The organism is Streptomyces sp. NPDC031497 (genome assembly GCF_055580905.1).
Genome location: NZ_JBVIKO010000006.1, coordinates 150,511 through 170,831 on the forward strand (window position 1 = coordinate 150,511; position 20,321 = coordinate 170,831).

General features: G+C 70.8%; 16 protein-coding genes. 10 read left to right on the forward strand and 6 right to left on the reverse strand.

All coding sequences use genetic code 11. The features are described from left to right. The first annotated feature begins 256 nt into the window (after positions 1-256). Complete coding sequence (locus tag ACZ5K7_RS14515) at positions 257-922, forward strand: RNA polymerase sigma factor (protein ID WP_351693236.1); 666 nt, start codon at positions 257-259, stop codon at positions 920-922. Continuing rightward, entirely contained in the window at positions 922-1,977 is a 1,056-nt protein-coding gene (locus tag ACZ5K7_RS14520; RefSeq protein WP_468913420.1) for a hypothetical protein, read from the forward strand. Before ACZ5K7_RS14515 ends, ACZ5K7_RS14520 begins: the two co-directional genes overlap by 1 nt. A 220-nt stretch (positions 1,978-2,197) precedes the next feature. On the opposite strand, the gene ACZ5K7_RS14525 is transcribed toward ACZ5K7_RS14520, so the two are convergent. After that, positions 2,198-3,085, reverse strand: a complete 888-nt coding sequence (locus tag ACZ5K7_RS14525; protein WP_468913422.1) for a L,D-transpeptidase family protein — start codon at positions 3,083-3,085, stop codon at positions 2,198-2,200. Between the two features lie 97 nt (positions 3,086-3,182). On the opposite strand from ACZ5K7_RS14525, the gene ACZ5K7_RS14530 reads away from it, so the two are divergent. Continuing rightward, the gene (locus tag ACZ5K7_RS14530; RefSeq protein WP_468913424.1) at positions 3,183-4,781 is read left to right on the forward strand and encodes an acyl-CoA mutase large subunit family protein; all 1,599 of its coding nucleotides are present in this window, start codon (positions 3,183-3,185) and stop codon (positions 4,779-4,781) included. 70 nt (positions 4,782-4,851) lie between these two features. Next, complete coding sequence (gene leuE / locus ACZ5K7_RS14535) at positions 4,852-5,508, forward strand: leucine efflux protein LeuE (protein ID WP_450972210.1); 657 nt, start codon at positions 4,852-4,854, stop codon at positions 5,506-5,508. Positions 5,509-5,524: 16 nt separating this feature from the next. Here leuE and ACZ5K7_RS14540 read toward each other — a convergent pair whose 3' ends face one another. Next, the gene (locus ACZ5K7_RS14540; RefSeq protein ID WP_468913427.1) at positions 5,525-6,919 is read right to left on the reverse strand and encodes an FAD-dependent monooxygenase; all 1,395 of its coding nucleotides are present in this window, start codon (positions 6,917-6,919) and stop codon (positions 5,525-5,527) included. A 71-nt stretch (positions 6,920-6,990) separates the two neighbouring features. Between ACZ5K7_RS14540 and ACZ5K7_RS14545 the strand changes: the two genes are divergently transcribed. Next, on the forward strand, positions 6,991-7,641 hold the full coding sequence (locus tag ACZ5K7_RS14545) for a TetR/AcrR family transcriptional regulator C-terminal domain-containing protein (protein WP_468913430.1): 651 nt from the start codon (positions 6,991-6,993) through the stop codon (positions 7,639-7,641). A gap of 178 nt (positions 7,642-7,819) precedes the next feature. On the opposite strand, the gene ACZ5K7_RS14550 is transcribed toward ACZ5K7_RS14545, so the two are convergent. Both ACZ5K7_RS14550 and ACZ5K7_RS14555 read right to left on the reverse strand, forming a co-directional pair. Beyond that, positions 7,820-8,728 carry a class I SAM-dependent methyltransferase gene (locus ACZ5K7_RS14550; protein ID WP_468913432.1) on the reverse strand — a complete coding sequence of 303 codons (909 nt, stop codon included), beginning with the start codon at positions 8,726-8,728 and terminating at the stop codon, positions 7,820-7,822. 172 nt (positions 8,729-8,900) lie between these two features. Then, positions 8,901-10,010 carry an acyltransferase family protein gene (locus ACZ5K7_RS14555; protein WP_468913434.1) on the reverse strand — a complete coding sequence of 370 codons (1,110 nt, stop codon included), beginning with the start codon at positions 10,008-10,010 and terminating at the stop codon, positions 8,901-8,903. 261 nt (positions 10,011-10,271) lie between these two features. Here ACZ5K7_RS14555 and ACZ5K7_RS14560 point away from each other — a divergent pair, with 261 nt between their 5' ends. Together ACZ5K7_RS14560 and ACZ5K7_RS14565 are read left to right on the forward strand one after the other, a co-directional pair. Continuing rightward, entirely contained in the window at positions 10,272-11,732 is a 1,461-nt protein-coding gene (locus tag ACZ5K7_RS14560; RefSeq protein ID WP_351693212.1) for a glycosyltransferase family 29 protein, read from the forward strand. Further along, positions 11,729-14,047 (forward strand): glycosyltransferase, encoded by a 2,319-nt coding sequence (locus ACZ5K7_RS14565; protein ID WP_351693209.1) that lies wholly within the window; start codon positions 11,729-11,731, stop codon positions 14,045-14,047. Before ACZ5K7_RS14560 ends, ACZ5K7_RS14565 begins: the two co-directional genes overlap by 4 nt. Before the next feature lie 164 nt (positions 14,048-14,211). On the opposite strand, the gene ACZ5K7_RS14570 is transcribed toward ACZ5K7_RS14565, so the two are convergent. Then, positions 14,212-15,546 carry a polysialyltransferase family glycosyltransferase gene (locus ACZ5K7_RS14570; protein ID WP_468913438.1) on the reverse strand — a complete coding sequence of 445 codons (1,335 nt, stop codon included), beginning with the start codon at positions 15,544-15,546 and terminating at the stop codon, positions 14,212-14,214. After that, on the reverse strand, positions 15,543-16,520 hold the full coding sequence (locus ACZ5K7_RS14575; RefSeq protein WP_351694503.1) for a glycosyltransferase family 2 protein: 978 nt from the start codon (positions 16,518-16,520) through the stop codon (positions 15,543-15,545). The genes ACZ5K7_RS14570 and ACZ5K7_RS14575 overlap by 4 nt, the downstream gene beginning before the upstream one ends. 198 nt (positions 16,521-16,718) lie before the next feature. On the opposite strand from ACZ5K7_RS14575, the gene ACZ5K7_RS14580 reads away from it, so the two are divergent. The 3 genes from ACZ5K7_RS14580 to ACZ5K7_RS14590 are packed head-to-tail and all read left to right on the forward strand — an operon-like array spanning position 16,719 to position 20,320. Then, positions 16,719-18,065, forward strand: coding sequence for a DUF6716 putative glycosyltransferase (locus ACZ5K7_RS14580; RefSeq protein WP_351693204.1), 1,347 nt, complete (start codon positions 16,719-16,721; stop codon positions 18,063-18,065). Positions 18,066-18,121: 56 nt separating this feature from the next. Continuing rightward, positions 18,122-19,369 (forward strand): N-acylneuraminate cytidylyltransferase, encoded by a 1,248-nt coding sequence (locus tag ACZ5K7_RS14585; protein ID WP_351693201.1) that lies wholly within the window; start codon positions 18,122-18,124, stop codon positions 19,367-19,369. Between the two features lie 15 nt (positions 19,370-19,384). Continuing rightward, positions 19,385-20,320, forward strand: a complete 936-nt coding sequence (locus tag ACZ5K7_RS14590; protein ID WP_351693198.1) for an N-acetylneuraminate synthase family protein — start codon at positions 19,385-19,387, stop codon at positions 20,318-20,320. Position 20,321 lies beyond the last annotated feature (1 nt).

Below are 20,321 nucleotides of genomic sequence, written 5' to 3' on the forward strand. Positions count from 1 at the left end.
GCCGCCACCCCCCACAGGAGAGGCCCCGGCCGTCGCGCGGCACGGACCGCGCGGCGGCCCGTACTCCCTTCAGCGCCATGAGTGCGTTTTCTGTCACACCCCAGGGCGTCACGAGTTAGTTGCAGATTGTACGGGCGTGGACGGCGAGCGGTTTCAGGTCGTAACGTGCCTTTCGCGTCGAGCGCGAATACATGATCACTGCAACGATCGGCGGCTGCGTCGTAGCCGCGACCGACCACTTACTGGGGAACGACGGGTGCTGGGGGACGACGCGGAGTTGACCGCCGCGGTACGTGCGGCACAGGACGGGGACGAAACCGCCTTCCGCATCGTCTACCGCGCGGTCCAGCCCCGCCTGCTCGGATACGTCCGCACACTCGTCGGCGATCCGGACGCCGAGGACGTCGCCTCCGAGGCCTGGCTGCAGATAGCCCGCGACCTCGACCGGTTCGAGGGCGACGCGGACCGGTTCCGCGGCTGGGCCGCCCGGATCGCCCGCAACCGTGCCCTCGACCACATACGGATGCGCGGCCGCCGCCCCGCGATCGGCGGCGACGAGACGGAACTGACCGGCCGGGCCGCCGATTCGGACACCGCCGGCGAGGCCATCGAGGCGCTGACCACCGACTCGACCCTCTCCCTCATCGCCCGGCTGCCCCAGGACCAGGCCGAGGCGGTCGTCCTCAGGGTCGTCATGGGCCTCGACGCCAAGACCGCCGCCGAGACGCTCGGCAAACGTGCCGGCGCCGTCCGCACGGCCGCCCACCGGGGCCTGAAGAAACTCGCGGAACTCCTCGGCGCCGACCCGGAGCAGGCCGGAGCCGTCCTCGACGCGCTTCCGCCCCAGCGAGAACCGAAGGATCGTGCGGTGACGTCCGCCACTGTGACGCATACGCGTTCGCGGACGCAGAAGGACATGTGATGGCCGACGAGCAGGACACGTGGCTGAACCGGGCGACGGCGGAACGTCTGCTGCGCGGTGAGTCGCTGGAAGCCGTCGACGACTCCGCCCGTGACCAGGCAGAACGCCTCGCCGAGGCGCTCGCCGCGCTCTCCGTGGGGGCCGCACCGGCCACCGCCGAACTCCCTGGTGAGGAAGGGGCGCTGGCTGCCTTCCGCAAAGCGCGCGAATCCGCCGGGGACGAGTGGACCTCCGTGGCGCGGCAGCCGGGCCGGTTCGGGCGGGGCTCCGACGCGGGTCTCATCCGCATCGGAGCCGGTCCCCGGCCGTCCCGTGTCCCGGCCTGGGCCCACCCCGCGCGGTTCGCCCTGGCCGCCGCCCTGACCGCCGGCATGCTCGGCGGAGTCGCGGTGGCCGCGGGCACCGGGGTGCTGTCGACGCCGTTCGACGACCACCGTCCCGCGCCGGGAGCCTCCGTCTCGGCCGCCGGTACCCCCGTGCGCCCGCAGGGCTCGCCCTCGACCGAGTCCCTGCTCGGCGGCGAGACCGGCGCACCCTCCACCGGTGCCACCTCCCGCGGCCCGGTACCGCCCTCGCCCGACCCGTCAGGCAAGCCGAAGGACCGGGGCACCGGTTCGCGCGGCACCTCCGGGAACGGGTGGAGCCGTGCGCTGGCGTTCTGCCGCGACATCCAGGACGGCAAGTCGCTGGGCACCGACCGCAGACGTGCCCTGGAGGGCCTGGCGGGCGGCGCGGGACGGGTGAACAAGTTCTGCAAGGCCGTCGTCGGCACCGGCGCGGTCGGCCAGAACGGCGTCTCCGACGACGGCAAGGGCGACGGCAACGGCCAGGGCGGCCAGAACAGCGGCCCGGGCGGCAGTGGCAGCGGGAGTGGCAGCGGCCAGGGCGGTGACGACGACGGTCAGCCCGGCCGAGGCGGAAGCGGCGGACGGGACCACGGCCGGGGCCACCACCACCGTGAGGACGGCGTGGTCGCGCCCTCCCCGACGGCGTTCGCACGCCTGCTGCCGAACCGGCCCGGCTCCTCGCCCGACCCCACATACAGCGCGCTTTGACCTTTACGTACCGCTGTGACCTGCGGTTTTGAAAGGCGCTGAACTTTTTCCCGGCAGGGTGTGACGTTTTCGGCGGCGGCGGCGCAGTACAGAGTGAGCCGACTGGTCATCGGCCGTCGCACAGAGCCGGGGTTCCCCCCGTACCCGTGGCTCGTGCTTGGCGGGGGGGGGGGAAACCCCCCCCCCCCCCCCCCCCCCCCCCCCACACACCTTCCGGCACTCACCAGTAGACGACGACCTTGTCGCCGTTGCGCACCTGCGCGAAGAGAGCCGAGACCGCCGCCTCGTCCCGGACGTTGACGCAGCCGTGGGAGCCGCCCGCGTAACCCCGGGCCGCGAAGTCGTAGGAGTAGTGCACCGCCTGGCCGCCGCTGAAGAACATCGCGTACGGCATGGGGGAGTGGTAGAGCGTCGACACATGGTGGAGCGACTTCCAGTAGATGTGGAACACGCCCTCACGGGTCGGGGTGTACTGGGCCCCGAACCGCACCGACATCGTCGACACCGTGCGCCCGTCGACCATCCAGCGCAGCGTCCGGCTGGTCTTGCTGATGCACAGCACCCGGCCGGTCAGGCACCGCGGATCGGGCGCGGCGGCCGGCTGACCGCCCATCAGGTACAGCTCCCACTTCCCCGGCGCGTGCGTCATCCTCCGCAGCCGCTGCCAGGTCACGGCATCGGTCTCGCCCGTCTGCGGCAGTCCGCGCTTGCCCTGGAAGCCCTTGACGGCCTGGGCGGTGAGGTCGTCGTACGTCCCCGTCGGCCCGTCGGACAGCCAGGCGACCTGGCGCAGCCGGGCCTGGAGTCCACGCACGCCGGTCCCGGTGTCGCCGCGGGTGAAGACGATGTGCGGCGGGACGGTCTCGACGGCGGACGGCGTCGGGGCGGGAGCCGCACCGGGCGATCGGCCCGACGCCGGGCCGCCTGCTCCGCCGGGTGTCCTGCTGTGCGGAAGCTCGATATGGACGGGCGAGTTCCCCTTGGCGTCCGTGCCGTCCGGCGGCTGCACCGTGCAGCCGCAGAGCGCGGTGAGTGCCGCGAGTACGGCGGCCGAGGCGAGCGCGCCGGCGGGCCGCCCCACGATCCCTGAGTACCCCGAGACCTTCATGCCGAGGATGCTTCCCCGCGTGACCGCCGCCGAACAACAGGGCATGGTGGGAAGTGACAGACGTACCGGCGTACCCGTGCACCACGGAGGTCGGCCCATGGTCCGTGAGTCGGAGTCCGGACTGCCCGTCGAGCCGGTCTACGGCCCGTCGGCGCTCGCGGGCTGGGACCCGGCCGAGAAACTCGGCGACCCGGGGTCGTACCCCTTCACCAGGGGCGTCTACCCGACGATGTACACCGGCCGCCCCTGGACCATGCGCCAGTACGCCGGCTTCGGCACGGCGGCCGAGTCCAACGCCCGCTACCGGCGGCTGATCGCCCACGGCACGACGGGCCTGTCCGTCGCCTTCGACCTGCCCACCCAGATGGGCCACGACTCCGACGCCCCCCTGGCGCACGGCGAGGTCGGCAAGGTGGGGGTGGCGATCGACTCGGTCGACGACATGCGGGTGCTGTTCGGCGGGATCCCGCTGGACGAGGTGTCGACATCGATGACGATCAACGCCCCGGCCGCCGTGCTGTTGCTGCTCTACCAGCTGGTGGCCGAGGAGCAGGGGGTGAGCGCCGACCGGCTGACCGGCACGATCCAGAACGACATCCTCAAGGAGTACATCGCGCGGGGCACGTACATCTACCCGCCCGGACCGTCCCTGAGGCTGATCGCGGACACCTTCCGGTACTGCCGTACCGAGATCCCGAGGTGGAACACGATCTCGATCTCCGGCTACCACATGGCCGAGGCCGGGGCCTCCCCCGCGCAGGAGATCGCCTTCACGCTCGCCGACGGCATCGAGTACGTGCGCACCGCGGTCGGGGCCGGCCTGGACGTCGACGACTTCGCACCCCGCCTGTCCTTCTTCTTCGTGGCCCGTACGACGCTCCTGGAGGAGGTCGCCAAGTTCCGTGCGGCGCGCCGGATCTGGGCGCGGGTCATGCGGGAGGAGTTCGGGGCACGCAATCCCAGGTCGCTGATGCTCCGCTTCCACACCCAGACGGCGGGCGTCCAGCTGACCGCCCAGCAGCCCGAGGTGAACCTGGTCCGGGTGGCCGTCCAGGCCCTGGCCGCGGTCCTCGGCGGTACCCAGTCGCTGCACACCAACTCCTTCGACGAGGCGATCGCCCTGCCGACGGACAAGAGCGCGCGGCTCGCCCTGCGCACCCAGCAGGTCCTGGCCTACGAGACCGACGTCACGGCGACGGTGGACCCCTTCGCCGGTTCCTACGCGGTGGAGCGGATGACCGACGACGTGGAGGGCGCGGTCGTCGACCTGATGGGCAGGATCGAGGACCTGGGCGGCGCGGTGGCGGCGATCGAGGCCGGTTTCCAGAAGGGCGAGATCGAACGCGACGCCTACCGCATCGCGCGGGAGACGGAGGCGGGGGAGCGGATCGTGGTCGGCGTCAACCGCTTCCGGCTCGACGAACTCGACGAGCTCGACCAGGAGGAGCCGTACGAGCCGCTCCGCGTCGACCCGGCCATCGAGGCCCGGCAGGCGGAGCGGCTGGCCCGGCTGCGCGCCGAACGGGACCGGCCGGCCGTCGACTCGGCCCTGGCCGCCCTCAAGGAGGCCGCCGAGGGCGACGCCAACGTCCTCCGCCCGATGAAGGCGGCCCTGCGGGCCCGGGCGACGGTCGGGGAGGTGTGCGACGCGCTGCGGGAGGTGTGGGGCGTCCACGTCCCGGCGGACGCCTTCTGACGCACGGGCAGACGCCTTCTGACGCGCAGGGAAGGGGGCGCTGTCGGACCCGCGTGCGAGACTTCTTCGCATGTTCGGTGTCATCGACCTCCCCACCTATCTGGCAGGCCTCGTCCTGATCGTCCTGCTGCCCGGTCCCAACTCGCTGTACGTGCTCTCGGTCGCCGCCCGGCAGGGTGTACGGGCGGGGTACACGGCCGCCGCGGGGGTGTGGTGCGGCGACACCGTGCTGATGACGCTGTCCGCGGCCGGGGTGGCCTCGCTGCTCCAGGCCAACGCCGTGCTCTTCGGGATCGTGAAGTACGCGGGCGCCGGCTATCTGACCTGGCTGGCGGTCGGCATGCTCCGGGCGGCCCGGTCGATGTGGCTCGCGCGCCGGGAGCGGACGGTGACCGAGGACGCGGACCCGGGGGCCGTCGGCCCGCAGGAGCGGCCGTACCGCCGCGCCCTGGTGATCAGCCTCTTCAACCCGAAGGCGATCCTGTTCTTCGTCGCCTTCTTCGTGCAGTTCGTGGACCCGGGATACGCCTACCCGGCGCTGTCCTTCGTCGTCCTCGGCGCCTTCGCCCAGCTGGCCAGCTTCCTGTACCTGACCGCCCTGATATTCAGCGGCACCAGGCTGGCCGCCGCCTTCCGCCGCCGCAGGAGGCTGGCGGCGACGGCCACCTCGGCGGCGGGGGCGCTGTTCCTGGGCTTCGCGGTGAAGCTGACGCTGGCCAGCGCCTGAGGCAGGCCCGCACCCCTTACCGCGCCTTCCAGGCCCCGGTACGCCCGGCGTACTCCGCCAGGCCCCGAGCAGCCGTGTCGCCGGCCCACGCCACATAGCCGTCCGGGCGGACGAGGAACACACCGGAGCCGTACGACTCCGGGGCCCGCAGCCGGCGCACCGACTCCGGGACGGCGCGGACCGGCTCCGGGGCCAGCAGGGTCCAGTGCGGTCCCCGGAAGGCGTCGAACATCCGCACCCCGTCCGCGTTCCGTCCGTCCGGTGCGCGGTCGCCCGCCCGCACCGGCCCGGGGTCCGCCCGGGTCTCCTCCGTCAGCGAGGACTCCCGGTAGCCGATTCCGAGCTGGACCGTCGCCTCGCCGCGCCGTACCTCGCCGTGGTGGACGCCCGTCGAGAGGTCCAGCATGGCGGCGGCGTTCGCGCGGCGCTCCTCCTCGTAGGTGTCCAGGAGCGCGTCCGGGGCGTCGCCGGTGAGCACGGCGCCCAGCTTCCAGCCCAGGTTGTAGGCGTCCTGGACGCTGGTGTTCAGACCCTGGCCGCCGGCCGGGGAGTGGACATGGGCCGCGTCTCCGGCCAGAAAGACCCGCCCCACCCGGAAGCGGTCGGCCAGGGCGGCGCGCGGGCGGAAGTCGGAGGCCCAGCGCAGCTCGGTGACGTCCGCCGCGTCCAGGTGGCTGTACGCCGACACCAGCCGCCGTACGCCCGCCAACGACAGGTCGGCCGCCGTGCCCTCGGGCAGCTTCGCGGCCAGCTGGAAGTCGTCCGTGCCGGCCAGCGGGCACAGCGCCACGCCGTTGCCGTCGTCGCCGACGAAGACGTGCCAGTGGTCGCGGTCGAGGCCCCGCACCCGCAGGTCGGCCACCAGGAAGGGGTTCGGGTCGACCGACTCGCCGGTCATCCCGACGCCCACCGCCCGCCGTACGGCCGAGCGGCCCCCGTCCGCCGCCACCACGTACCGGGCCCGGGCGGTCCTGCCGTCGGCGAAGCGGGCGGTCACCCCCTGCGCGTCCTGCTCCAGGCCCGTCAGCGTCTGCCCGAACCCGACCCGGCCGCCGAGCTCCAGCAGCCGCGCGTACAGCACCTCCTGCGTCCGCCACTGGGCGACCATCAGCGGATCGGTGTACGGCGTGCCCTCGTCCGCCGCCACCTCGTCGAACATCGGCCGCGCCGCCAGCCGCTCGCCGTTCTTCCAGAACAGCTGGGGCGGATAGGGACCGCCGGCCGCGCGGATCGCGTCGCGCACCCCGAGGTCGTCGAAGACCTCCTGGGTGCGGGGCTGGATCCCCTTGCCGCGCGAGCCGGGGAACAGCTGCTCGCCCGCCTCGACGACCAGCGCGTCCACTCCGCGCCGGGCGAGGTCGATACCGAGGGTGAGTCCGGTGGCACCCGCGCCCACGATCAGAACATCCATCACATATCTCCTTAACGTCGTTAAGTGCCGTTGGCCGCAAGGTTGCCCTTAACGCTGTTAAGCTGTCAAGCGTGAGTACGGAACGACGCACGCCCCTCGACCGCCGCCGGGTCGCCGACACGGCCCTGCGCCTGCTGAACGAGACCGGCCTGGACGGACTGACCCTGCGGGCCATCGCCAAGGAGCTGGACGTCAAGGCGCCGGCCCTGTACTGGCACTTCAAGGACAAGCAGGCGCTGCTCGACGAGATGGCGACGGAGATCTACCGCCGGATGGTCGCGGGCACGCGGATCGACCCCTCCGGCGCCTGGCAGGACGTGCTGCGCACGGTGAGCGGCGGGTTGCGCGCGGCCCTGCTCGGCTACCGCGACGGCGCCAAGGTCTACAGCGGCTCACGTTTCACGGGCATCGACCACGCCCCTGAGCAGGAGGCGTACCTGCACGTCATGACGGAGGCCGGCTTCACCCTCGCCCAGGCGGCCCAGGCGGGCATGACGGCGAACGCCTACACCATCGGCTTCGTCACCGAGGAACAGGGCGTCGAACCGCTCCCGGGCCAACGCCGGGAGGGCTACGACGTGGCCGAACGCGCCCGCGTCCTGGCCGACTTCCCCTTGTCGGCGGCGGCCGGCCGGGAACTCTTCACCGACTACGACCGCCAGTTCGAGGAGGGGCTGGAGCTGGTCATCGCCGGAATCAGCGCACGCTACAAGATCGGCTGACGGCGAAGCGCGCCGCGCCGCGGGGTGCTGCGGGAGGTTGGCAGGCGGGTGCGGGTGCGGGTGCGGGTGGGGTGTGGTTGGTCGCGCAGTTCCCCGCGTCCCTTCGGGGCGCGCCGCAGCGGGTGTGCCCGCGCGGCGGAGCCGGATGTCCGCTACAGCGCCTCGCCTCTCCTGGGGGCTACCGCATCGCCCTCCGAAGGGCCCGCGTCAGCACGGGCGGCAGCAGATCCACCGCGACCCTCCGGACCCGGCTCCGCCGCCGCGGCCCCGGCCCCGACGTCACCGGTGCCGCGGGCGCCGGAGACGGCCCGGGCGCCTCCGGCGCCTCCGCGTACCGCGACACCGGAAACTCCGGCGCCGGCATCCCCTTCGACTTCAGCCGTATGATCCGGTGCCCCGCGGCCTCCTGCATGCTCAGGTGGCAGTCGCCGCGCCCCCGCACCATCTCGATCAGCTCCTCCTGCACCGGTCCGGGGTCGCCCCACGTCCCGTACAGCTTCTGCGTGCTGATGCAGACAGGGCTCAGCCCGCGGTTGAGGACCGCCTCCCACGCCGCTATGGAGACACCGGGCGTGTGCTCGGAGCGGAAGTCGTCGAGGACCACGATCCCGTCCGGCACCAGCAGGTCGCGGGCGGCTCCTATGTCGCCGTGCACATGCTCGTACAGATGCGACGCGTCGACGTGCACGAACCGGCAGGTGCCGGGCGCGACCTCGGCGGGCACCACGGAGCTGGGCCCCTGGAGCACGCGCGGCAGCTCGTCGTGGAAGGCGAGGTAGTTCTCCTCGAAGAGGCGCCGGGTCAGCTCGCCGTACGACTTCGTCGACTCCGCCTGGTTCGCGTGGTCGGGTGCGTCGCCCTCGAAGAGGTCGCACACCGTGAACGACTCGCCGCGCCGCAGGTGCCGGCCGGTGAAGATCGCGCTCTTGCCCATGTAGACCCCGACCTCAAGGAGGTCGCCCCGCGTTCCGGAGTTCTCCTGGCGGCCGAGGAACCAGTCGAAGAGGACCTGGTCGAGGACGGGGAACCAGCCGGGCACGTCGTCGAGACGATAGGGCGGACGGGTCGTTTCCTGGGTGGTGGCCATGTGGAGGAGGCACTCCCTCGATACGCGATCAGCAGCCTGTGGAAACCCTGCGCGGTGGCTGTGCAATGTCAGGGCTCCCGGCGCCTGCCCGCCGTTCGGCTCCGAAATCAACGGAGAGGTGAACGGCGGGCCAAGACATTCCTAAGTGAACGAAAGGTGAATTCGGATCGAATCAGGAGTTCTTCAGGGCCCTTTTCAATCTCGGGCCGAACGGTGTCTCCACAAAGCGGTGGATCAGCCAGGCGAGCCCGAGCATCGCGAGCACCGTCATCGCCAGCGTGGGCCACGGCGGCAGCCCCCAGCCCCGGTGCAGCACCCTGATCACGAACCAGCCCAGGTGCTCGTGCACCAGGTAGAACGGGTACGTCAGCGCCCCGGCCGTGGTCAGCCAGGGCCAGGCCGCCCACCGCGTCCAGCCCGCCGCCACCGCTGCCACGGCGGCGTAGGCCAGCGTGACGACGAGCATCACCACGTACGGGTTCCGGGGCGAGCCGGCGTGCCACAGCCCCTCCGTGGCCATGCGCAGTCCAAGGATCCAGGAGAGCGCCACGATGCCCCAGGGCAGCGCCTGGTTGCCGAAGCGATGGACGAGGTAGAGGGCCAGGCCGCCGATGAAGTAGGGGGCGTACGTCGGCATGACGACCAGCTCGGTCCAGGGCCCGCCGGCCGAGGTGCTCAGCACCGCGGCCAGGGTCCACACCGAGCAGAACAGCACCACCCGGCGGTAGGTGACGCCCGGCAGGACCACCAGCAGTGCGAACAGGGCGTAGAAGCGCACCTCCACCCAGAGCGTCCAGCAGACGCCGAGGACGCGGGGTGCGCCCATCGGCTGTTGCAGCATCGTCAGGTTGACCAGGAACTCGTCGAGCCGGACGGCGTGCACGACGGCCGGCAGCACCAGGGACGCGCCGGTGATCAGCACCAGGGCGACCCAGTAGGCGGGGTAGAGGCGGGCGACGCGGGAGCGGAAGAAGTCGCCGAGGGAGCGGCCCCAGCTGCTCATGCAGATGACGAAGCCGCTGATGACGAAGAAGAACTCGACGCCGAGGCAGCCGTAGACGGCCGCCCGGGACAGGGTCGGGAAGACGTGGGCGGGGTTCTGGTGCCAGGACGCGGAGACGACTCCGCCCCGCCCTGTGTAGTGGTAGAGGCAGACCATCAGGGCGGCCACGAGCCGCAGTCCGTCGAGGGCCAGAAGTCGGGTGCGCGGTCGTCCGGGTGGGGTCGGGGCGACAGCAATCTTCGCAGGCGGGAGCGCTGTTGTGGGGGTTGCGAGAGACATGGTCCGAGACGCCTACCCGGCCCCGGGCGGTTAATCATCCGATCTGTTCACAGAGTCCCCGGGACGTGGACGCCCAATACCGTCACCTGGGGGAATCATAGAAAGTGTGCGGTGAACCTGCTAACCATTCTCTTACCCGTAGGGGTTCGTTAACCATATAGTCGTTTTGGCTTTCTAGTTTCTCCATCCATCCCCCCGGTGCGGGTCACCCCACCACACACAGCGGTTGCACAAGCTTTGCTTGGCAAAATCAGGAGAGCTATGACGAGGGTCCAGAACAGGCGGGCACCTGCGCGCGGAGGGGAGCTGGACGACTGCCTGCACGCCTGCGCTGTGCACAGCGGCAAAGTGGTCGGCAGCCTCGACCGCCGTCGCGCGGAGCTGGCCGAGCAGCTGCGCAAGCTGCTGGTGGTGGTCGCCACCGAAGGCACCACCACCCCCGCACCGGCCCCGGCCGGCGGCGCGACCGCCCTGCTCAAGCGGGCCGTCAAGGGCGCCGCGACCCCGTCCGGCGGGATCAACAACGACCTTCTCGACGCTCTCCTCGCGGTGGCCAACAAGGCCCTGGAGTGCGGTTACAACGACGAGCTGAACCTCGCCCTCGTCATCAGCGACACCGTGCTCGCGCAGCGCAAGAACTCCCGGGCCGGCTGGCGGCTGCGGGCCCGCATCCTGGAGGGCCTCGGCGAGGAGCGCGAGGCCGTCGAGGCCTACGAGCGCTACCTCGAACTCACCAAGGACGACGGTTTCGGCGTCGCCAACCGGATCTCCGGCATGCGCCGCGCGGGCGAGCGCGAAGGCGAACTCCTGGACCTCCTCAAGCGCCAGGTCCCCGCCGCCGCGGACCACGTCCGCGAGGCCGCCACCGCCACCTGGGCCGAGGGCCTCGCCCTGCACGCCATCGGCGACTGGAAGGCCGCCGAGCCCCGCCTGGTGGGCGCCCTGCTCGCCCTGGCCGCGGACGAGGCGCCGGTGAACGACCGGCAGGAGCTGCTCAGCCAGTACCTCGACCTGCGCCTCGCCGAGGGCGGTGACGCCGGTCTCACCGAGGCCGTCGCGCTCTACGCCGAGCAGCGCCGGATCCGGATGCGCGGCCCGGTCGGCAACCCGACCTTCGACGGCGTGCAGTGGATCACCCTCGGGGAGTTCCGCAACCAGATCGCCGGCAAGTCGATCTGCCTGATCGCCAACTCGGGCCGGGTGGGCGCCAGCGGCATGGGCAAGGAGATCGACGACTACGACCTGGTCGTGCGCTTCAACTCGTACAAGATCGACCCGAAGCACACCGGCGAGCGCACCGACATCCACGTCAGCATCCACAAGCACGCCTTCAACTGGGAGAAGCCGGTGACCACCCGGCTGATCTTCGGCGGCGTCTCCGGTGACTGGAAGCACTCGCTGCGCAACAAGCTGGTGCCCGGCGCCCAGAAGTACCTCGCCGACGAGTCCCTGCGCTGGCCGATGCGGAACATCGGGCAGATCGGCGCCGACGCCTGGTCGGGCATCCCGACCTCCGGCTTCAACATGCTCTGGCTGCTGGACTTCCTGGACGTCAACCCGACCCTGGACCTGATCGGGTTCGACTTCTACGAGAGCGGCGCCTACCGCGTGCAGGAGGCCATGAAGCTGGCCATCACCTCCGTGCACGAATACACCAGCGAGAAGGATTGGGTCATGCAGCGGGCCCAGAGCGTGAGCGACATGAGGATCTCCCTGCGATGACGACGACCTTCACCCCGGCGATACCGAACACCAACGCGAGCGCCCTCACCAAGAAGCGCCGGATCGCCTTCGCGTCCTACGTGGACGAGAACTACCTCCCCGGCTTCCTGGTCCTGCTGCGCAGCCTCGCCCTGTCCAACCCGGGCGTCTGCGAGGACTTCGTCGTGCTCTACGACGACCTGCGCCCGGCCTCCATCGCGAAGATCCGCGCCCTGCACCCGCGCATCGTGCTCCAGCGGGTCAACGACACGCACTACGACTCGTACGTCAAGGGCGACCAGGACAACTACCTGGTCCGCAAGGCGTACTTCATCCTCGACATCTTCCGGCTGCGCGACTACGACACGATCATCACCCTGGACACCGACATGGTCGTCCTCGGTGGTCTCGGCGAGCTCCTGGAGCTGCGCGAGGGCCTCGCGGCCGTGCCGCAGTTCTTCTACGGGCAGCACAAGCTGAACTCCGGCCTTCTGGTGATCCAGAAGGAGTACCTGTCCGACGAGTTCTGCGCGAAGATCGACAAGACCGGCCGCAGCGGCGAGTACGAGCTGGACAAGCACGACCAGGGCATCCTGAACGCCGTCCTGGACGGCGACTTCGTCCGCCTCGACGCCAAGTACAACTTCGTCAAGCGGCGGCTCTCCGGCGACCTCCCGGTCCCCGAGGAGACGAAGATCCTGCACTTCACCGGGCGGCACAAGCCCTGGCAGGGCGGCGAGTCCGGCTACGCGCAGGCCGAGGACCGCTGGCGCGAGTTCGAGATGAGCGACGCCGAGTTCCACGCGGCCTACTTCGCCTCCTCCGGCGGCCTCCACCACGACCTGGTCGTCCACTTCGGCGCCCCGCACGTCAAGCGCACCGGTGACGTGGAGATCGCCCGCAAGGTGGCCGCCGCGCACATCGCGTCCGGCGACTACCAGGACGCCGTCGACGTCCTCGGCAGCGTCCGCATCCCGCTGGACGAGGCCTGGCCGCACGAGGTGCTCGGCCACGCCCTGATGAGCGTCTCCCGCATCGAGGAGGCCAAGACCCAGCTGCTGCTCGCGTCCGCCGCCCCCAACCGGGCCGCGACCGCCTTCTCCCGGCTCGCCCAGATCGCCTGGGTGTACGGCGACAACACCGAGGCCCTCAGGTACGCCACCGCCGGCCTCACCGTGGACCCCACGCACCGCTCCAGCCGCCTGTGGGCGCAGCGCGCGGCCGCCGTCCCCTCCCAGGAGCAGGGCAGCGCCGAGGACCAGCTGGCGCACGTGGCGTTCTACATGGACCGGCAGGGCAACGCGGGCGACAAGCTGCTCCCGGAGACCGTCCGGCTCGGCTTCGGCCCGGACACCTCCTCCCGGCGCTGGCACTCGGTGCACGCCCACCGCTACTTCGACCAGGCCGCCCTGGAGCGGGTCAACGCCCGCCGGGGTCTGGTCATCGGCGGTGGCGGCCTGTTCATCCCGGACACCATGCCCAACGGCAACAGCGCCTGGCAGTGGAACGTCCCGGACGAGCACCTGCGCGCCATCGACGTCCCGATCATGGTCTACGCGGTCGGCTTCAACGCCTTCGACGGCCAGTCCTACCGGGCCACCCGGTTCAACGAGAGCCTGCGGCTCCTGGTCGAGAAGTCGTCCTTCTTCGGCCTGCGCAACCACGGTTCCATCGCCAAGGTCCGCGGCATGCTCCCGCCGGAGCTCCAGGACAAGGTCGTCTTCCAGCCCTGCCCGACCACGGTCATGCGGCAGCTGGTGGCCGGCTGGAGCGACCCGTTGTACCGCGAGGACACGGTCATGCTCAACGCGGCCTACGACCGCGCGGGGCTGCGCTTCGGCCACGACTACGCGCACTTCCTCGCCGAGATGGCCAAGGCCGTCCGCAAGATCGGCGAGCACACCGAGGTCAAGTGCGTCGCCCACTCGCTGGACGACGAGAAGATCGCCTTCGACCTGCGCCGCGAGCACGGCATCTCGCTGCCGGTGATCCCGATGTACGACTTCTCCAACGACGAGATCCGCGAGACGTACGCCAAGACCCGCCTGGTCATCGGCATGCGCGGGCACGCCGGCATGATCCCGTTCGGGGTCGGCACGCCGATCATCTCGCTCATCTCGCACCCGAAGATGGCGTACTTCCTGAACGACATCGAGCGGCCCGAGTGGGGCGTGTCGGTCCACGAGCGCGACCTCGGCGAGATCCTCACCGAGCGCGCGATCGACATCCTCGACAACCACAGCCGCACGGTCGCCGATGTGCACGACCGGCAGCAGCAGCTGTGGAAGGTCACCGAGGAGAACCGCGCCACGATCAAGAAGATCCTGGGCAGGTGACACCGAAGGGGCGGGTCCGGATGGACCCGCCCCTGATCGGCGGCGCAGCCGCCGCCTGGGGGCGCGGGGAACTGCGCGACCAGCCACAACGGCGCCGCAGACGGCATGACACGTCGCGTCCAGCGGAGCGCTTGGCGGAACGCCTGGAGCGCTTGACGGAACGCCTAGCGGCGCACGACCCGCCGCAGGTTGCGCGCCTTGCGGGCCATCCGGCGCACCGTCGCGTTGCGCGGCAGGAAGCCCAGCTGGGCCGGTACCCCGCCGGGCAGCGCGAGCGAGGTCAGGCGCTTGCGCTTGAAGTAGCGGACGGTGGTGTCGTTGAGGTGCTTGGTGAGATAGCGCTCGGTCTCCTGGCGCAGCTGCGGGTGGATCTTCGGCTGCATGGCGAAGCCCACCGCGCGGAGCAGCTCGGTGAGTTCCCCGACGGTCAGCAGCGCGCGCTGCTCCTCGACGGCCTTGCGGTCGGTGAGCGAGGGCAGCAGCGCGTCGACGACGGTGACCGGGACGCGGTTGCTGTTCTCGTACGGGGTGAGCTTGTCCAGGAGCGTGTCGGTGCCGATCCGGGCGGTCGGCAGGCCGTACAGCGCGGACGCGGTGAGCAGCGCGGTGGAGAAGCAGCCGACGACGAGCGCGGGACGCATCTTCTGGTACAGCACCTCGGCGAGGACCGTGGTGTCCAGGACGGTGAGGTCGACCTCGAGCTTCTCGGCCTCCTGCTCCAGGGTGCGCACGAAGCGGGCCGGGGCGGAGGGGTGCGGCTTGAACACGACCTTGGTGTGGCCGAGTTCGACGGCGCCCTTCAACATCCGGACGTGCAGGTTCTCCTCCTGCTCGGCGGAGAGGATGCCGAGCGCGGAGAGGTACTGGCCGAGCAGCAGGGCCGGTTCTTCGATCGCCGGCAACTCGTCGCCGCTGGGCGCCAGTTCGGCCAGCACCTTGGTGAAGGCCGGGGTCGGCACGACCTCGCCGGGGACACCGAACTCGGTGAGCAGCATCGGCTTCAGGCCCGGCACCAGGTCGAGGTGGAGGACCCGGTCCACCCGGGTGCCGATCAGCGGGTCGATCTTGTTGCGGGTCGGGCCGTAGCTCATCAGCCCGTCGGCGTAGACCGTGACCGGGGCGCCGGTGAACATCTGGGTGAGGCTGAGCGAGGGGTTGACCTGGATGGACTCGACGGCGAGTTCCACGTCGTCGTCGCCGAGCCGCCACTCGTGGCGCAGGAAGCGTTCCCACAGGGGGAGGTCCTCGGGGCGCGGGGCCCAGCCGCCGGGGTGGAACGGGAAGATCGTCTCGTTGTACGAGATCACGTCGTCGAAACGGTCGCGCAGCCGCTCGAAGCCGGGCGCCACGTCCAGGCCCGGGGTGGTCTCCGGGGTGGCCGCGTTGTTGCAGACCAGCAGGATGCGCCGGTCGGCGGGGCGGAAGACGCCGGAGTCCAGGGCGGCGGCGAGGGTGGCCGTGCCGTAGAGGGTGGACGCCTGGAAGATCTGGGTGGTCACGCGGCGGCCCCCGCGGGAGCGGGACGGCGGCGCAGCCGGCGCAGCTTGGTGGCGCGCTGGAGGTCCATGGAGTCCAGGGCCTCGTCCAGCACGTCCTGCGGCATGCGCCGCAGTGCGGCGGCACTCATGGATTTCAGCTTCTTCGCCACCGCTGGCTCGAACCTTTCGATGGATCCCAGGTGATGGGAAATGATGGCGCAGTAGGTGCGGACGGCCTTCGGCAGGAGTTCCTTCGCGTCCGCGTCCTGTGCGGTTTCCTCGATCACCTGGTCGAAGGCGCGAATGAAATCGAGCTGACGGACGTCGCCGATCTGCGTGAGTGACGAGGCTACGCCACGCCGATAGAAGACGCCGAGCAGGTTCACCGCCGCGAAGGACTCGGCCTCCCGGTGCAGCTTCCAGATCCACGGCCGGTCCTCGGCCGTCCGCAGCCCGTCCGTGAAATGCACGAGCCCCTTGTCCACCAGACGGCGGTGGTAGACCCCCGCCCACGCGTACGCGTAGTCGACGGAGGTCGTCCGGTCGGTCGGCAGGATCGCGTCCCGCGGGCTGAGCACCACGTTCCGGCGGCCGACCGGCACCCGGTGCACGGTGCGGGCCCGGGCGGTGCACTGCACATGATCGGTGCGGACGAAGTCGCAGCCCAGGGCCTCGACGGCGTCCACCAGTTGCGGGTAGTAGCCCGGCGCGAGCCAGTCGTCGCCGTCCAGGAAGGTCACGTACTCACCGCGCGCTTTGTCGATGCCGGTGTTGCGCGCGGTGGCCAGTCCTCCGTTCTGTTCGTGTCTGACATGGACCGCGCCGGGCAGCTCGCGCTCGGCGCGCGCGAGAATCTCTGGTGTCCCGTCGGTCGAGCAGTCGTCGACGAGAATGAATTCGAAGTCCTCACGCGCGTTCGCGCGCAGGCTCCTCAGGGTGTCGGGCGCGTATTGCTGCACGTTGTAGAACGGCACGATGACGGAGAGCTTGACCACGTGGGGGACGTTAGAGGGGCGCCCGTCATCCGTCCTGACTGCCGCCTTGACACCAGGTGAACGACATGTGTCGAAGCTATGAATCAGGGCTTTTTCAGGGCTTATCCTGGGCTGATTCGCCATTCGGCGATGTGTTGTTAACCCTTTGTTGGATTCGGGTTGGGGAGATCCTCGGAATCGCTTCCTAGCGTCTTGGCTGTGCCAGCAAGTGCAACGAAGTCCCTGCGGGTGGCCGTCCTGGCGGATTCCGATACTCGGTGGAAGTGGGGGGCGCTCACCGCGAAGCGCCTGATCCCCAACGAAAGCGACAACTCGGACGTCCGGCTCGACGGCTACCTCCTGCGCGGCCGTGCCACCCCCACCGCCCGCCAGCTCCAGGAAGTCGGCGTCCACGCGGACTCGCTCCGCGAAGTGACGGCCGTCGAGTTCCTGCGTGCCATGGAAGCGGGCCCCGAGGGTCCCGAGGGCACGGAGTCGTACGACATACTCGTCCTCTCCCTCGTCGGCGGCGGGGTGCAGGCGATGCTGCACGGGCTGCGCAGCGCCTTCGCCGGCCGTGAGAAGCGGCCCGTCGTCGTCACCGGCTATGTCGGCGTCGTCTACGAGAAGCTCGCCGACGGCCTGCTGCTGCGGCACGGCGCGGACCTGGTCCTCGCCAACTCCCGCCAGGACGCGGACCGCTTCCGGGCCGTGTACGACGGGGTCGGCGCCGACTCCTCCTCGGTCACCGAGGTCGCGCTGCCGTTCCTCGGCGGGGCGCCCTACGAGGGTGAACACGAGCCCTACACCGTGGTGTTCGCGGCCCAGCCCTCGGTTCCGGAGAGCCGCAAGGACCGTACGTACCTGCTCAACCGCCTCATTCGGCACGCCCGTCAGCACCCCGAGCGCGAGGTGCTGCTCAAGCTGCGCTCCAAGCCCGGCGAGCACACCACCCACATCGAGGAACTGCCGTACCAGAAGCTGGTCCAGGGCAAGGACGTGCCCGCCAACTTCCGCCTGGTGTACGGACACATGGGCGAGGTACTCGACCGCACGGACCTCCTGGTGACCGTCAGCTCGACGGCCGCTCTGGAAGCCCTGCACCGGCGGATCCCCACCGTGGTCCTCACCGACCTCGGGGTCCGCGAGACGTTCGGCAACCACCACTTCGTCGGCTCCGGCTGCCTCGCCTCCTGGGACCAGCTCGACGCCGGACACCGCCCGGTGCCCGACGCCGAGTGGGTCTCACGGCAGGGCGTCGCCGCCGACGGCTCGTACGCCACCGCGTTCGACGCGGGCCGTGAGCGGATCGCCAAGCTGCTCGCCCGGCCCGGCGGCCTGCCGCCCCTGAACCCGTACTACACACCCGAGACCGCGCCCGGTTACCTGCCCGGCATCCTGGCCCGCCACCACCTCGGCCCCGACGGCGTACCGCTGCCCGGCGCGCCCGCCGCCGACAAGGCACCGGGCCCCGTCCGCCAGATCGTGCGCCGGGCCGCACGCGGCGCCTACCGCCACGGCGTCCAGCGGGTGGCACCCGTGATCCGACGAATGGGAGAGCTGTGAGCGACCGGATCCCGCGCCAAGGAGCCCAGCTCCACGCATCCGAAGGAACAGAGCCGATGTCCCACCCCGAAACGGTCGTACCCCGGGTACTCGCCGTGATCCCCGCGCGCGGCGGCTCCAAGGGCGTGCCCGCGAAGAACCTGCTGCCGGTCGGCGGCGTCCCGCTGGTCGCCCGCGCCGTCCGCGAGTGCCGCGCCTCCCGCCTGGTGACCGACGTCGTCGTCTCGACCGACGACCAGGCGATCGCCGCGGCCGCCCGGTCCGCCGGCGCCGAGGTGGTGCTGCGCCCCGCCGCCATCGCCGGTGACACCGCCACCTCCGAGGCCGCCGTCCTGCACGCCATGGACGCCCACGAGGCGCTGCACGGCGCCCCGGTCGACGTGGTGCTGCTCGTGCAGTGCACCAGCCCGTTCATCATCCGCGAGGACATCGACGGGGTGGCCGGCGCGATCGTCGAGAACGGCGCCGACACGGCCTTGACCGTGGCGCCCTTCCACGGCTTCGTCTGGCGCGACGAGGTGGACGCCCCGGTGCCGGCCGGCGTCGACGCGGCCTCGGCGAGCGGCGGCTTCGGCGTCAACCACGACAAGTCGTTCCGCCCCCGCCGCCAGGACCGCCCCCAGGACTTCCTGGAGACCGGCGCCGCCTACGCGATGCGCGCCGACGGCTTCCGCGAGCACCGGCACCGCTTCTTCGGCCAGACCGAGCTGGTGCGGACCGACCCGGCCCGCGTCCTGGAGATCGACGACCCGCACGACCTGGCCCGCGCCCGCGCGCTGGCCGGTCTCTTCGACGCGGACCGTCCCGGTTCGCTGCCGACCGCCGACGACATCGACGCGGTCGTACTGGACTTCGACGGCACCCAGACCGACGACCGGGTGCTGATCGACGCCGATGGAAAGGAGTTCGTCTCCGTGCACCGCGGCGACGGACTCGGCATCGCCGCCCTGCGAAAGAGCGGGCTCAAGATGCTGATCCTCTCCACGGAGCAGAACCCGGTCGTCGCCGCGCGGGCCCGGAAGCTACAGATCCCGGTCCTGCACGGCATCGACCGCAAGGACCTCGCACTCAAGCAGTGGTGCGAGGAGCAGGGCATCGCTCCCGAGCGCGTGCTCTACGTCGGAAACGACGTCAATGACCTCCCGTGCTTCGCCCTCGTGGGCTGGCCCGTGGCGGTCGCGAGCGCCCACGACGTCGTACGCGGCGCCGCACGCGCGGTCACCACCGTCCCGGGTGGCGACGGCGCGATCCGAGAGATCGCCAGCTGGATCCTCGGCCCCTCTCTCGATTCCCTCCCGAAGTAAGGACACCCCACAGTCATGAGCAACTCCCGTCTGCGCACGTTCGGTTCCCGTGAGGTCGGCCCCGGCAAGCCCGTCTACATCTGCGGCGAGATCGGCATCAACCACAACGGTGAGCTGGAGAACGCCTTCAAGCTGATCGACGTGGCAGCCGAGGCCGGCTGTGACGCCGTCAAGTTCCAGAAGCGCACCCCGGAGATCTGCACCCCGCGCGACCAGTGGGACATCGAGCGTGACACCCCCTGGGGTCGCATGACCTACATCGACTACCGCCACCGCGTGGAGTTCGGTGAGGACGAGTACCGCCAGATCGACGAGTACTGCAAGAGCAAGAACATCGCCTGGTTCGCCTCCCCGTGGGACACCGAGGCCGTCGCCTTCCTGGAGAAGTTCGACGTCCCGGCCCACAAGGTCGCCTCCGCGTCCCTGACGGACGACGAGCTCCTGAAGGCGCTGCGCGCCACCGGCCGCTCGATCATCCTCTCCACCGGCATGTCCACCCCGAAGCAGATCCGCCACGCGGTCGAGGTCCTCGGCTCGGACAACATCCTGCTCTGCCACGCCACCTCCACCTACCCGGCGAAGGCCGAGGAGCTGAACCTCCGCGTGATCAACACGCTGGAGAAGGAGTACCCGAACGTTCCGATCGGCTACTCCGGCCACGAGACGGGCCTGCAGACCACCCTCGCCGCGGTCGCCCTCGGTGCCACCTTCGTCGAGCGCCACATCACCCTGGACCGCGCCATGTGGGGCTCCGACCAGGCCGCCTCCGTCGAGCCGCAGGGCCTCGTCCGCCTGGTCCGCGACATCCGCACCATCTCGGCCTCCCTCGGTGACGGCGTCAAGAAGGTCTACGACTCCGAGCTCGGCCCGATGAAGAAGCTGCGCCGCGTCACCGGTGTCGTCGCCGAGGCGGAGATCGCCGCGGCGGCCGGCGAGCCGGTCCAGGTCTGAC

Excerpts from the sequence above, each read along its gene's own strand:
- ACZ5K7_RS14520 (WP_468913420.1), top strand. The coding sequence starts at position 922 with ATGGCCGACGAGCAGGACACGTGGCTGAACCGGGCGACGGCGGAACGT.
- ACZ5K7_RS14525 (WP_468913422.1), bottom strand. The coding sequence starts at position 3,085 with ATGAAGGTCTCGGGGTACTCAGGGATCGTGGGGCGGCCCGCCGGCGCG.
- ACZ5K7_RS14530 (WP_468913424.1), top strand. The coding sequence starts at position 3,183 with ATGGTCCGTGAGTCGGAGTCCGGACTGCCCGTCGAGCCGGTCTACGGC.
- leuE (WP_450972210.1), top strand. The coding sequence starts at position 4,852 with ATGTTCGGTGTCATCGACCTCCCCACCTATCTGGCAGGCCTCGTCCTG.
- ACZ5K7_RS14540 (WP_468913427.1), bottom strand. The coding sequence starts at position 6,919 with ATGGATGTTCTGATCGTGGGCGCGGGTGCCACCGGACTCACCCTCGGT.
- ACZ5K7_RS14550 (WP_468913432.1), bottom strand. The coding sequence starts at position 8,728 with ATGGCCACCACCCAGGAAACGACCCGTCCGCCCTATCGTCTCGACGAC.
- ACZ5K7_RS14555 (WP_468913434.1), bottom strand. The coding sequence starts at position 10,010 with ATGTCTCTCGCAACCCCCACAACAGCGCTCCCGCCTGCGAAGATTGCT.
- ACZ5K7_RS14560 (WP_351693212.1), top strand. The coding sequence starts at position 10,272 with ATGACGAGGGTCCAGAACAGGCGGGCACCTGCGCGCGGAGGGGAGCTG.
- ACZ5K7_RS14565 (WP_351693209.1), top strand. The coding sequence starts at position 11,729 with ATGACGACGACCTTCACCCCGGCGATACCGAACACCAACGCGAGCGCC.
- ACZ5K7_RS14585 (WP_351693201.1), top strand. The coding sequence starts at position 18,122 with ATGTCCCACCCCGAAACGGTCGTACCCCGGGTACTCGCCGTGATCCCC.
- ACZ5K7_RS14590 (WP_351693198.1), top strand. The coding sequence starts at position 19,385 with ATGAGCAACTCCCGTCTGCGCACGTTCGGTTCCCGTGAGGTCGGCCCC.